This window comes from Hymenobacter nitidus (assembly GCF_020447315.1).
Lineage (GTDB): Bacteria > Bacteroidota > Bacteroidia > Cytophagales > Hymenobacteraceae > Hymenobacter > Hymenobacter nitidus.
On record NZ_JAJADQ010000007.1, the window covers coordinates 69,608 to 82,407 of the forward strand.

9 protein-coding genes are annotated in these 12,800 nt (G+C 59.9%); 8 read left to right on the forward strand and 1 reads right to left on the reverse strand.

Features of this window, described 5'->3' with window-relative positions:
- Positions 1-165: 165 nt before the first annotated feature.
- Complete coding sequence (locus tag LGH70_RS13975) at positions 166-1,164, forward strand: sugar phosphate nucleotidyltransferase (RefSeq protein WP_226186716.1); 999 nt, start codon at positions 166-168, stop codon at positions 1,162-1,164.
- A gap of 79 nt (positions 1,165-1,243) precedes the next feature.
- Here the strand turns inward: LGH70_RS13975 and LGH70_RS13980 are convergent, their stop codons facing one another.
- The gene (locus tag LGH70_RS13980) at positions 1,244-1,792 is read right to left on the reverse strand and encodes a hypothetical protein (protein WP_226186720.1); all 549 of its coding nucleotides are present in this window, start codon (positions 1,790-1,792) and stop codon (positions 1,244-1,246) included.
- A gap of 318 nt (positions 1,793-2,110) precedes the next feature.
- Between LGH70_RS13980 and LGH70_RS13985 the strand changes: the two genes are divergently transcribed.
- The 7 genes from LGH70_RS13985 to LGH70_RS14015 all read left to right on the forward strand — a co-directional run bounded on the left by LGH70_RS13985 (position 2,111) and on the right by LGH70_RS14015 (position 12,787).
- Positions 2,111-3,484 (forward strand): hypothetical protein, encoded by a 1,374-nt coding sequence (locus LGH70_RS13985; protein WP_226186723.1) that lies wholly within the window; start codon positions 2,111-2,113, stop codon positions 3,482-3,484.
- Positions 3,485-3,592: 108 nt separating this feature from the next.
- The gene (locus LGH70_RS13990) at positions 3,593-3,985 is read left to right on the forward strand and encodes a hypothetical protein (protein WP_226186726.1); all 393 of its coding nucleotides are present in this window, start codon (positions 3,593-3,595) and stop codon (positions 3,983-3,985) included.
- A gap of 156 nt (positions 3,986-4,141) precedes the next feature.
- Positions 4,142-5,590: a hypothetical protein gene (locus LGH70_RS13995; protein ID WP_226186729.1), complete on the forward strand. Its 1,449-nt coding sequence runs from the start codon at positions 4,142-4,144 to the stop codon at positions 5,588-5,590.
- Positions 5,591-5,725: 135 nt separating this feature from the next.
- A complete protein-coding gene (locus LGH70_RS14000; RefSeq protein WP_226186731.1) occupies positions 5,726-9,196 on the forward strand; it encodes a hypothetical protein in 3,471 nt (1,156 codons plus the stop codon).
- Between the two features lie 76 nt (positions 9,197-9,272).
- A complete protein-coding gene (locus LGH70_RS14005) occupies positions 9,273-10,826 on the forward strand; it encodes a hypothetical protein (protein WP_226186733.1) in 1,554 nt (517 codons plus the stop codon).
- 45 nt (positions 10,827-10,871) lie between these two features.
- The gene (locus LGH70_RS14010; protein ID WP_226186737.1) at positions 10,872-11,204 is read left to right on the forward strand and encodes a hypothetical protein; all 333 of its coding nucleotides are present in this window, start codon (positions 10,872-10,874) and stop codon (positions 11,202-11,204) included.
- Between the two features lie 125 nt (positions 11,205-11,329).
- A complete protein-coding gene (locus tag LGH70_RS14015; RefSeq protein WP_226186739.1) occupies positions 11,330-12,787 on the forward strand; it encodes a hypothetical protein in 1,458 nt (485 codons plus the stop codon).
- Positions 12,788-12,800 lie beyond the last annotated feature (13 nt).

A 12,800-nucleotide genomic window follows, 5' to 3' on the forward strand; every position in this document is an offset into this window, starting at 1 on the left:
AAGGAAGAAAGTTTGAAGGCAAAGTAGCAGATCAGATGATAAACTGAATGCCCCGGCAAGGGTTACTGCTGGGTTGCACGTACGAATTCAGCTCATTGCGGTTGTTCTATGGTCCGCTCCCACAATGATTCACTATTTTGCGGACTTACGCTTGTTTCACAACGCATGAAAGCTGTTATCCCTGTCGCCGGTATCGGGTCCCGTTTGCGCCCGCACACCCACACCCAGCCCAAGTCGCTGGTGCCGGTGGCTGGCAACACCATCCTGGGGCATATCATCGACCGGCTGCAAGACGCCGGTATTGAGGAGTTTGTGTTTATTATCGGCTACCTGGGCGAGAAAATAGAAAGCTACGTGCGCCGCTACTACCCACAGCTGCGTTCTACCTTCGTGGTGCAGGAGCCGCGCGAAGGTATCGGGCACGCGCTGTGGCTGGCCCGCGAAACCTTCCGCCACGACCAGGATGGCGTGCTCGTCATGCTCGGCGACACTATCGTGGACGTGGACCTGCGCGACTTGCTGCGCACGGAAGGCAACGTGCTGGCGGTGAAGGAGGTAAAGACGCCCTCCATTTTTGGGGTGGTTGAAACCAACAATAGCGGCCGCGTCACCAAAGTAATTGAGAAGCCGCGCATTCCGAAGTCGAATTACGCCCTGGTGGGCCTCTACAAAATTGCGGACCCGGCCTGGCTGGCCTCGGCCCTGGAGCGCATCATCGAGCAGGATTTGCGCACCCACAACGAATTCCAGCTGACTGATGCCCTGATGCTCATGATTCAGGACGGCGCCCAGATGACCACCGCGCCCGTGGACCACTGGTTTGACTGCGGCCGCAAGGATTCGTTGCTCGAAGCCAACGCCAAGCTGCTGAACCGGCCCGAGTTTCTGGGCAACAAGTACCCCGAGTTTCCCGACACCATTATTATTCCGCCGGTCAGCATCGGCAAGGACTGCCAGATTTCGCACTCCATCATCGGGCCCAACGTGGCTATCGGCGACCGGACCATCGTGAAAAACACCATTCTGAGCGACTCCATCATCGGTTCTTACTCCGAGCTGCGCCAGGCCGTGATGCACGACTGCATCGTGGGCTCCGACGCCTCGTTCCGGGGCCTGAACCACAGCCTGAACATCGGCGACAATACCGAAATCGACTACAGCTAGTGGGTAGCCGGATTTTGCGGACTTTTAAACACAAACAGCTGCTTCCCTTACGGAGGCAGCTGTTTGTGTTTAGGCAGGGCTAATTATCGTACCGAAACCACATGTACCAGTGGCCTTCAAGCTGATACCAGTAGTGCATCGGGGAGTCGTGGCGCGTTGGGGCTTTGCCGGTTGTAGAATAGGCAACGCCCCAAAAGGAAGCGCTATGCTGTCCGCCCTGCGTAAATAGGTAGGTGCCATCGGGTAAGACTGAATAGCCACCAATTCCGGGCAATGGATAATCCTGCACCGAAATCAGCAGGCTGTCGGGCCGGGGGCTGCGTTTCAGCTCCACCACGAATTTCTCTAACTGGGGCTGCTGACGCTTGAAGGCTATATATTCACCAGCGTGCTGAAAGAATTCGAAGGTGTATAGAAAGAGAAGCACAGCCCCAACCGCTACAAGCGGGTAGATGACGGATCTGCCGCTAAATCGTGTCCGATATACCAGAATGCCGGTGGAAATGATTAAGCAAACAAAAGCCAAAAAATTCAAGAGAAAGCTGCTGTCGTGCGGCTGAAGCAACTCCTGCGCGTAAGGAATAAGGCAGCTAATAAGGAAGAACAGCCCGGTTTTGCTTTTGAGCATAGTAATTATAGAGCACCCATAAAGCACCTGATGCTGCTGAGGCCAAAGGTACTGCGGGATTGACAGCGGTAGTGGCCTGCAGTGCCTTATTGGGACTGACTGGGTTGCCAACTGACAAGGCGCTTGCCACTCAGCAGGCTTTCTGGCAACGTTTTAACCCGCTGACGGGTACCGGCTTGTTAATGCAGCCCGGCGTATATGCGGTTTTTGCCATAAAATTTTATAGCCTTACATACGTTCCTGCCACAACCTGCCGGCCTTGCTGGCAGTACGCAGAGGGCGGCATCTGTCAGCAGCTCTTAATTTGTTCGAATGCATTTGACCAGTTCTTTCCGTCTGCTTCCGGCTCTGGCCCTTGGCCTGCTGCTGTTGCCCGGCTGCTACTCCCGCAAGGATATTAAGGAGGAAGCCGGCACCGAAACTCCCCCAGAGGTGCCACCCACGGAGGTGCCCGGGGCCGTAGCGCCCAAAGAATCTACGGCCGCCGAAGTTGCTCCTGCTGCGGCAGGCTCGGGCCCGCTGGCCCAGGTGAATGTGTTTCTGGAAGTGTCGGGCTCGATGGAAGGCTTCATGCCCAAAACCGGCGCCGATGCCTCCAATACCCGGTTTCAGCAGCACGTCGCGCAGTTTCTGTCGGAAGTAAACCGTAGCTCGGCGGCCCGCAAAACCTACTTCCGCATCAAGGAGAAGCCCTACCGCGACTCGTACCAGCAACTGTCGCAAACCGTGCGCAGCGGCATTCAGCAGCCGGCCAGCAGCACCAACATCCCGACGGTGCTCGACACGCTGGTGAGCGGCTACTACGCCCCCAACACGGTGAACGTGCTGATTTCGGACTTTATCTACTCGCCCAAAAACGCCGGGGCCATTCCTTACATCAGCACCGACGTAACCGACGCCCTGAACCGCACGCAGCGTCAGGATCTGGCCGTGTCGGTCTACGGCTACTCGTCCGATTTCCGCGGTACCTATTATCCGGCGCTGAACGCCAGCGTCAAGAAAATCACCGGCTGCTGCGACACGGATATTCCCTACTACTTCTGGGTAATCGGCCCCGCCGATGCCGTGCGCCGCTTCGACGCGGCCTTGCTGGAGAAGCAGCCGGCCCAGCAGGCTCATTTTGGCGTGGGGTATCCTACGCCGGCTTCGTCTTTGCTCAGCCGCTTCCAGAACGTGGGTTCCTGGTACTACGGCGAAAAAGACGCCAGCAAGCGGGCCGCGGGGGCTTCCTACCACACGGTGGCCGTCAGCAAGGTGTCGGCTAAGGAGCCAGTGGAATTTGTGGTGGGTTTGGATTTGAAGACCCTGCCCGGCCTCTACCGCGACGTGAAGTACCTGAAACCCAATCTGCAGCTGCAGGCCCAGGACACCGACGCCAAGATTACCGACGTATTTGCTGCCAACGACCAGACTAAAAACAGCAGCGGGGCCGAAAACCAGTACACGCATTTCGTGAAGGTGCGCGTTACCAAGCTCGGCAAAGCGGCCCGCCCCCTCCAGCTGACGCTAAACAACCAGCGTCCGGCCTGGATAGGACAGTGGACCACCAAAAACGACAGCAACATCAACCAGGCCGGTGCCAAAACTTTCGCCCTGAGCAGCCTGCTCGACGGCGTGGAGGCCGTAACCTCGGGCGAACAGAACAAGGCCCCGATTTTCACCATCCCGCTTACCTTGCAGCCCGCCGACTAAGCTGGCGGTAACGGCAAGAGTCGTTTTCCGTATCATCGGCACCCACACTACCGCTTTTCACCCTCGTTCCACGCTCCGCAAACCACCGTTTGCTCTACATTCCGCTCTATGAAAGGCTTCTTCCGCTTTATCTACGAACTCATTGGCTCCCCCCAGCCCCCGTCCGAAACGCCCGTGTACCGGGAGGTGATTTTCCCCAACGTGGGCCTGCTCACCATCGGTCTGTCCCTGGCCATGGTGCTGATTTTCTACTACTTGATTAACCGCGCCATGGGCGTCGCCACCTTTAATAAGGTGCGCCATTGGGTAACCTTTCTGGTGGCCAATGCCATACTGGCCTTCATTATCGGCATCTGGCAGACCAACTCCCAGGAGGTGGCCTCGCACAGCTACATCTATTGGATGTCGACCTGGAACGCCATTCTGGGCCTGGTGTGGTTTTTCCTGTTCTCGGTCATCCTTAAGCGCGGCTCAACCAACGCCAGCACGACTCCTTTCTAAAGCAGAATATCAGTTCCCCTCCTTTTTTTAAGGAGAGGTGCCCGAAGGGCGTGGTGGTTGAAACGCCAGAACGACCATCGTCAGCCAAGCCCACCAAAAACTGCATCATCCCCGCATCATCTCTCCCGCGGAGATTCGTCAAACTTCAACTCCAACATGGCTAAACTGTTCATTTTCGGCATTGGCGGCACCGGCTCCCGCGTTATTCGGTCCCTGACCATGCTGCTGGCCTCGGGCGTGAAGCTCGCCAACTGCGACCGGGTGGTGCCCATCATCATCGACCCCGACGCCCACAACGGCGACATGAACCGCACGGTCGACATGCTCAAGAGCTACCAGCAGATCTACCAGCGCCTGGGCAAGCGCGACGAGGGCTTCTTCCAGACCGATATCAGCACGCTCAGCAGCATCTCGGCCGACAACAACGGCGGTGTGAAAGACACCTTCGTGTTCGACTTCGGCGGCATCAACCAAAGCTTCCGCCAATACCTGAGCTACGACCAGCTGTCCGTCGATTCCAAGGGCTTGGTGGAGCTGCTGTTCACCCAGGACAACCTGGAAAGTCCGCTGACCATTGGTTTCCGCGGCTCGCCCAACGTGGGCAGCATCGTGCTGAACAAAGTGGTGGAGTCGCCGGAAATCCGCTTTTTCGCCGACAACTTCCAGGCCGGGGACCGGGTATTCTTTATTTCCAGCATCTTCGGTGGTACCGGCGCGGCTGGTTTCCCGCTGCTGCTCAAGAACCTGAAAGACCAAAACACCCGCCTGAGCAACGCCCGCTACCTGCGCGACGCCCTCACCGGGGCCGTGACGGTGATGCCCTACTTCGCCCTGCAGAGCGAGGACAACTCCATCATCGACTCCAACTCCTTCCTGACCAAAACCAAGGCCGCGCTCAGCTACTACGAGCACAACCTGCAGGGCCTCGACGCGCTGTACTACCTGGCCGACACGCCCGACACACCCTACGAAAACCAGCCCGGCGGCACGGCCCAGCGCAACAAGGCCCACCTCATCGAGCTGCTGGCCGCCCTGAGCGTGGTTGATTTCATGCAGTACTCCGATGCCGAGCTGCGCAATGGCGGTCCGCACCACCACGAGTACGGCCTCGGCGTCGATACCCAGGAGCTCAACTTCAGCCACCTGCCCGACGAAAGCCGGGAGCTGGTAGCCAAGAACCTGACCCAACTGCTGTACTTCTCGCGCTACCACAAGCAGCACCTGCCCACCGACAAGGCGCCCTACTTCGACAACCTGAACCTAGACCACGCCCTGCGCAACGAGCCCATCTTCAAGGAGCTCAACAACTTCCTGCACAGCCCCGAGTACGGCGTCGACGAGTGGCTGAAGGAGCTGGCCCAGAACCGCCGCGCCTTCCGCCCCTTCGACCTGACCACCGACGACTTCAACGCCATGATTGCCGGCAAGCCCGTGGAGAAGAAGTGGAACGACTTCTTCAACAAGGGCCTCAGTCAGAACTACTTCCTCAACCAACTCAACGACGCCGCCAAGTCCGTGCAGGAGCCCGACAACTTCAAGAAGCTAGTGGCTTTGTTCGATAGAGTGACCGACAAGGCCTTCGAGGAAAAGGTGAAAGTGGTGTAACCCCACCCCAACCCCTTCTTATAGAAGAGGGGCTCTAGCAGCAGTTTCTGGTTTTTAGTCTAAAAACAAACTCCCCGAATACCTTGTCTGGCACCCCTCTCCCTGAGGGGAGGGGCCGGGGGTGGGGTCCACGCAATGCCCAAAGTTCTTCGTCTTCATAACAACGGTTCCCAGCAGGTGCAGGGCTGGCAGAAAACCGCCCCCATCACCAGCACCGAAATCAATACCGTAACCGACCCTACGGGCGGGCGGGCTAAGAACGTGGCGGTCAGCATCCCGACGCCCTTTGCGCGGATGCACCTCTTCGAAACGGCTTTCGACTTCCTTGCAAGGGAAGGGCAGCGCAACCCTGGCTCGGTGTACCACGAGTTGGTGTCTCACTTCTGGGACCTGTTCGAAATCCTCTACAACTACAATCTCTACACCCAGGCCGGCCGCAAAATCACGCTGCGCCGCTGGAACGTGGAGTCGGAGCTGCGGCGGATGCAGGGCGACGAAGGCACCCGCCTGCTGGGCGAAACCCTGCGCCTGTTTTTGCAGGATGACCGGTTCCGGGACTTTTCGGACATGTACCTCGTGTTCTACGAGTCGCCGAACCTGCCCGGCGGCCCGCAGCTGCTCGGCGGCACCTCGCCCTTGACGATGCTGTTCACGGCCCCGGCCGTGCGCCAGCTCGACCTGGAGCGCGCCCAGGCCCGCGGCCACTACTTCGACAATCAGGTAGTGCTGCTCGAAGACCGGTCCCCGGCCTTCCGGGAGTTTGTCTACGAGTTGTTTCTGGCCTATCCGCAGCTGCAGCGCCGCGACTTTGCCGGCAGCGTGTTTGCTGGCTTGGACCGGAACGTCATCAACCAGATGCAGATGCGGGGCGACCATACGGCCCAGCAGTTTGCCACCAAGTACCCCGCCATTGCCGATTTCCAGGGCAACCTGGCCAGCGTAAAGCACGTGCCGCTGCCAAGCCGCGCCGACCAGTCGGCCGTGACCAGCTCGGACCTGTTCATTGCGCCGACGCGGCAAACAAACCAGAGCCGGCCCACGCCGCTGGTGCTGCGCCCCAACCTGACCATGCAGGGCGCCAACTACCTGAACGGCCAGCCCTGGGACGACCGTACGCCGGTGCCCTACGCCGACGAGCTAACCCTAGAAAACCGCGTGCTGCCCGGCAAAGGCTTTAAGTACCCCTACCTGACCGTTGGTGACTTTCTGGAAGATGCCCTGGTGGAGCTGCCCTACGAGCTGAATTCCCAGCGCTTCCACACTGGCAAGGTCACGTTCCAGTACGGAGCCGATACTCAGGGCCGGGCACGGTTTCCGTATCTGCTGCCGCTGCGCCAGACCTTCTTCGAATACTTCTCCGACCACGACCTGGCCGAGCTGCTCACTTTCACCATCGACTTGAACCACGTGCGCATCGCGCTGCGGATTCCGGTGCAGGGTGGCCGCTTCATCACCTTTGAGCGGAGCTACTACCAGAACCCGCAGAACCCCAAGGACGCGCAGGGCCGGGAGATTCCCGAGAAGGGCCGCATCGTGAAGGCCAACATCGGCCTGGGCGTGTTTCCGTTCTACAAGATGCGCGCCCAGCCGGAGTACAACGACTTCTATAAGGTCATGCTCGTGGATGCCGACAACTCGCCCACGATGCTGCAGCGCCGCTACGACCTCACGTTTTTCGTGAACGGCGAGAGGCTTACCGACCAAGGAGCAGCCAAGCGGGCTACCAAGTTTGAGCGCACCCAGAAGAGCGTGTCCACGGCCGGCAGCACCTATTACGAAATCACCGGGACCCACTTTGACCTGGCTGAGCTGACCTGCCCGCCGGCTTTCCACGGCGCGCCGCCTGCCCGGGGCCTCATCGTGCCGCGCTGGCGGGAGTTGGACCGCGGCACCCGCCGCTTTACCTTCGCCGTCGACTTTGGCACCAGCAACACCCACGTGGCCTACGCTGACGGCCCCTCGGCCCACCCGCGTCCGTTCACCATTGGCGAAAACGACCTGCAGATGGAGCTGCTCAACGCCCCGCTGCCCGACACCGGCTACTCGGCCTTCCAGCGCTACATGCGCGGCCCCGGCCAGCTGTTCGACATTCCGCTGATTCAGAACCGCGAGTTTGTGCCCAGCATCATTGGCGAAGCGGGCTCGGTGTATGAATTCCCGATCCGGACGGCCGTGTGCGAGACGAACTCCTACGCCAACGAGCCCAGCAAAGTGCTCAGCAACATCAACATCGGCTTCAGCATCAACACCGAGACCGGACAGCCGCCCCAGAACCGCTTCGTGACCAACCTGAAGTGGAGCGCCGAGCTGGACCCCCAAGGCGTGAACCGTATTGCAGCCTTCTTCAAGGAGATTCTGCTCTTGATGAAGCACAAGGCGGCCATGCAGGGCGGTATCCTGGAAGACACTCGTGTGGTGTGGTTCGCCCCGTTGAGTTTCGACATGTTCCTGCGCAACCAGTTCCAGCAAGTGTGGGACGAGGCCTTCCAACAGATTTTCCGGGCCCGCCGCCCCACCCAATGCATTTCGGAATCGGTGGCCCCGTACTACTACCTCACGGCCACCAACCAGGTGGTGCCCAACCGCGACGAAAACGTCATCAACATCGACATCGGCGGCGGCACCACAGACCTGCTGATTTTCGCCGAGCAGAAGCCCGCCTTCAGCTCCTCGTTCCGCTTTGCCGGCGACGACCTGTGGGGTGATGGTTACGCCCGCGTGCAGGGTGCACCCAAGCAGAACGGCCTGCTCCGCCTCGGCGTGCAGTACGTGGAAAGCCTGCCCGACTCGGAGGAAAACCAGGAGTACAAAGGCTACCTGCGCGCCGCCCTGCAAAACCCCGACTTCGGCTCGGCCGACGTGACCAGCCTGCTGTTCACCTACAACGATGCGCTACGCTTCACCCAGAGCCTGGGCTTGGGCAAAGGGCGGCAGCTGCGGGTGCTGTTTTACCTGCACTACACGGCCATCGTCTACCACGTGGCGCAGCTCGTGCAGCACCTCGGCCTCAAGCCCCCGCGCTACCTATGCTTCTCGGGTAAAGGCAGTTTGTACCTGCGTCTGCTCAGCGGCGGGGCCAGCATGGCCGCCATTGAGAAAATCAGCAAAGCTGTATTCAAGGCCGCTACGGGCCAGGAGGCACCCCAGAACTTCCGCGTAATTCTGGCCGACAACCCCAAGGAAGCCACGACCAACGGTGGCGTGCTGTTCGAGGAAAGCGCCACTAGCGCCGCCGACTTCGACCAGATCCGTACCGTGAAGCTCAACGGCGCGCTGGAAGGCCAGGACATTGACACGGCCCGCCTGAAAATGCCCCAGGTGGATGCCGACCTCAAGCAGAGCGTCATCGACAACACCCGCCGCTTCCTGGAAATCGTGCTCGACAACGACGACGTGGCCCCGCTCATGCGCGAGGTGGGCGTAGACGTGGACCGGACCCGCATCAAGGAAATCCTGCTGCGCGAAATCGAAGACAGCCTCAACCTGGGTTTGCACCAGATTGGCCGCAACCTCGGTCAGGGCGAAACCCTCCCCGAAACGCTGTTCTTCTATCCGATGAAGCAGGCCTTGTACAACCTGAGCCGGGAGCTGATTTCGAACGGGTAAAATACTTAACTAAACGGCTCTTCTTGCAAAAGGAGGGCCGTTTTGACTGTAACTTTCTTTCAAAAAGCCATTCCTGATGAGGTCATTTTCCCGCCTTGTTCTGTTGCTCACCGGGCTGCTAACCGCTACCAGCGTATCGGCCCAAACGCCCTTGGGCCAGCCTACGCTCGACGAGCAGAAGGTGCAGATCTGGTGCGCTACGGCCCGCTACGTGTACGACGACAACAACCGCCCCAACCTGAAGAACAGCCTGAACTGCGGCGGGCCGCTGCCGGACTTCGTGACCAGCATCAAGGCCGACAGCCAGAAAGTATACAGCATGCTGTATCAGCCCCTGGAAGGCAAGGGCACGATGTACAAAGGCCTGGGCTCGGATAAGTCGCGCCTGCAGAAGCTGACTACCGAAATCATCACCAAGCTGCAAGCCTCGCCCGCCCGCCGGGCCGATCCGGAGCGCATGGCTAAGCTCACCACGCTCAAAGAGCAGCTCGACGCCTACGTAACCAATGGCACCCCGCCCGCCGACCCAAACAGTGACATAACAGCTGGCGCCGATGCCGAAGACACGGCCATAACCGACGAAACCGCGCTGGCCGCCACAGACGCCGGAGCCGGGGAGGGCGCTTTAGCCGCCGATGCGGCGGCCCCTCGCCAAGCCGCGGCCAGTGAGAGCCTGATGAGCAAGCTGTTTGCCCCACTGGCCCTGATTCTGTCCTTGTTGAGCATTTTCCTCTACGTAATGCTGCGCCGTAGCATCAGCGCTCTGGGTACCCGCGCCGACCGGCACCGCAGTGAGCTGGAATCGGTGAAGGCGGCGGCGGTGAGCAGCAGTGCGCCCTCGGCGGGCGTGGTGGCTGCCGCTGGTGCGCCCAAGCGCCTGACGCCCGAGCTGCAGCGGGAAATTGAGCGGCTGGTGCAACAACGCGTAGCCGAAGAGCTGGGTAAGCACCAACAGGCTGCCCCAGTGGCGGCTCCGAAAGTAGAAGCTCCCGCCCCGCGCCAGGCTGCCCCGGTGACTCAGGCTCCTAATCGGGCTGCTAATACCCCAGCTCGTGCGGCGGCCCCGGCTCCGGCCCCCGCGCCCCCGGTGCCGAACCAGTTTCAGAATATTGCCTCGGCGCCGACTACTTACGCCCCGCCGCAGGTGCCGATGCACGAAACAGCCCCGATGCCGCAGCCCATTCCGGCCGGCTCTCCGGCCTCAGCCCCGCGTGACGACTTCGATAGCCTCGTGCCGCCCGTGCAGCTGCCCGGTCCCGAAACCTGGGAAACGCCGGCTCCGGTGGCGCCTGCTGCCCCCGCTGCCCCAGTGCCGACGCGCTACTACGTGAAGGTGCCCGTGAATGGCGGGTTCAGCGAATACGACCTGCAGGACCAGCCCCAGCACGACAGCATCTACGAAATAACGACGGACGCAAAAGTGCCCGAGCGCGCCACGTTTCGGGTAACTTCCAACTCCAGCGTGCATGCCTACGCCATCCAGAGTGCCCAGTATTCCCTGCGCGAAGCCTGCGCCTACCAGCAGCCCAACGGCCCCGTGTCGCGCATTGTGACGGATAAGGAAGGAACGTTGGTGAAGAGCAACGGCGCCTGGCAGATTGAGCAGAAAGCCGCTATTCACTTTGAGTAGGTGGTAAGCCGTATGAGGAGATATTGGGTGCTGCTGAGCTTGCCGTTGGCCGGCTGCCTGACTGCCAAGGTCGGCCCCACCCAGGAAGATGCTGCTCTGATGATTGTGCAGGAAAACAGCCAGCCTAAAGTATCCTCCTACAACTCGGCCATTCAAACCCGTATTATCCGGCAGGAAAAAGCCGGCGACACGCTGTTTATTACTTACCGTAAAGGTGCGTTGCTGTCTCGTGCCGGCGCTTGGGCCCATAATACCGTCCAGCTCAATGAGCAGACAAAATATGTTCGGTGCGCCAACCGCCTGTTTAGCGTGGTTAAAACCAACCCGGGTTTTGCGCTGGAGCAGCTCAAAAATCCGGTTAAAGCGGCAGAGAAGTAAGATTCCAGGCTTGCCAACCCATTTCGTTTCCTTCGGCCAATCCCGAACGACGCCTTTTTTGCATCTTCACTCCCAGGTCAGCGGTTTTGCGCTGACCTTTGTGCTTCGTTCCCGTTGTAAGTTTCATGCTCGAAATCATCCTCGAAGTCGTTGTGGTGGCCATTGTCGTGGGCCTGCAGATTCGTACGTTTCTGCTGACCCGTAAGCAGGCCCAACAGCTCAGCCAGCTGTATCCGGATAAAAACGCCCTGCGCGTGGAGCGCCGCCTCGTGGCGCCCAATGGCGAAGACCTGCCCGACTACGCAGCCAATGCCCCCGAGGGCTCCTTTCCAGTCGAGATTATCAAGGCCGATGCCGTGTCGGAGGGCTTTCGGGAAATCATGGTGGATACCAACGGCTACCTGCGCTTCAACAAGGGCGCGGCCGATTTCAGTATCCTCAAGGATATTTCGGAGCGTCAGAGTCAGGTAATGGAAAACGCGGTGCAGGCCAATGTGGCCACGCCGCTGTATCTGGGCTTGCTCGGCACGTTTCTGGGCGTAATCCTGGGCCTGGTGGGCATTGCCCGCAACGGGGTTTCCGACGACGAGGCCCTGACGCCCTTTCTCACCGGCGTGCTCATTGCCATGACCGGCTCCTTCGTGGGCCTGCTGCTCACGCTGCTTGGCAACGGCCTGGTGCGCAACGCCCACCAAAAGCTCGACCAGGGCCAAAACAGCTACTACACCTTCCTGCAAGCCCGCCTGCTGCCCATTCTGCACTCGGATATGGCCGGCAGCCTGTCGAATCTGAAGGCCGTGCTCGATGCGTTCAATCAGGATTTCGTCAGCAAAGTCACCGTGTTCGAGCCCGTTATCGGCACACTCACGGAGAACGTGAAGGTGCAGCGCGACTTCCTGATGCGGCTCAACGAAATCGGGTTCGACAAGATGGCCAGCGCCAACGTGGCCGTGTTTGAGAAGGTAAGCCAGTCGGCCGAGATGTTCGGGCAATTCGTGGGCTACCAGGAGCGGCTCAACCAGATGCTGGAGGACGGTACCGCCACCGCCCAGGCCGTGAGCAGCATCCTGGACCGCCTCGTGGGCTTCGAGCGGGGCATCAACAACGTGGGCCAGTACATCGGGCAGCACGACAACCTGGTGCAGGCCCAGCTCGACTTTTTCCAGCGTCACCAGAAGGAAATGGGCAACCTGGCTTCCCGCACCGAGCAGTACTTCGACGAAGCCACCGGCCGCCTCACCGATTTGATGCAACAGCGCCTGAGCTTCCACGAGCGCGACGCCCAGCAGGCCTACGAAAAGTGGCAGCAGCACTTCCAGAAGCTCAACGAAGACAACGTCTTCGACCGAATCCGGCAGTACCTGGAGCCCTTCAAGAACCTCAACGGCCAGCAGGAAGCCCTGAACCGCGACGTAACCGCCACCCAGCGCGAGCTGCTGCGCAAAATCGAGCTGGACTCCCAGATTCAGGCCAAGCTGCTTTCCGAGTTGTCGAACCTGAACACGGTGCTGGTGAAAGCCACGTCTAAAAACCGGTTTCAGCGGTTTATGGACAGCCTGTTTGGCGGCGTGAAGCCGGTGTAGAAAGGTATATATA

Excerpts from the sequence above, each read along its gene's own strand:
- LGH70_RS13975 (WP_226186716.1), top strand. The coding sequence starts at position 166 with ATGAAAGCTGTTATCCCTGTCGCCGGTATCGGGTCCCGTTTGCGCCCG.
- LGH70_RS13980 (WP_226186720.1), bottom strand. The coding sequence starts at position 1,792 with ATGCTCAAAAGCAAAACCGGGCTGTTCTTCCTTATTAGCTGCCTTATT.
- LGH70_RS13990 (WP_226186726.1), top strand. The coding sequence starts at position 3,593 with ATGAAAGGCTTCTTCCGCTTTATCTACGAACTCATTGGCTCCCCCCAG.
- LGH70_RS13995 (WP_226186729.1), top strand. The coding sequence starts at position 4,142 with ATGGCTAAACTGTTCATTTTCGGCATTGGCGGCACCGGCTCCCGCGTT.
- LGH70_RS14000 (WP_226186731.1), top strand. The coding sequence starts at position 5,726 with ATGCCCAAAGTTCTTCGTCTTCATAACAACGGTTCCCAGCAGGTGCAG.
- LGH70_RS14005 (WP_226186733.1), top strand. The coding sequence starts at position 9,273 with ATGAGGTCATTTTCCCGCCTTGTTCTGTTGCTCACCGGGCTGCTAACC.
- LGH70_RS14015 (WP_226186739.1), top strand. The coding sequence starts at position 11,330 with ATGCTCGAAATCATCCTCGAAGTCGTTGTGGTGGCCATTGTCGTGGGC.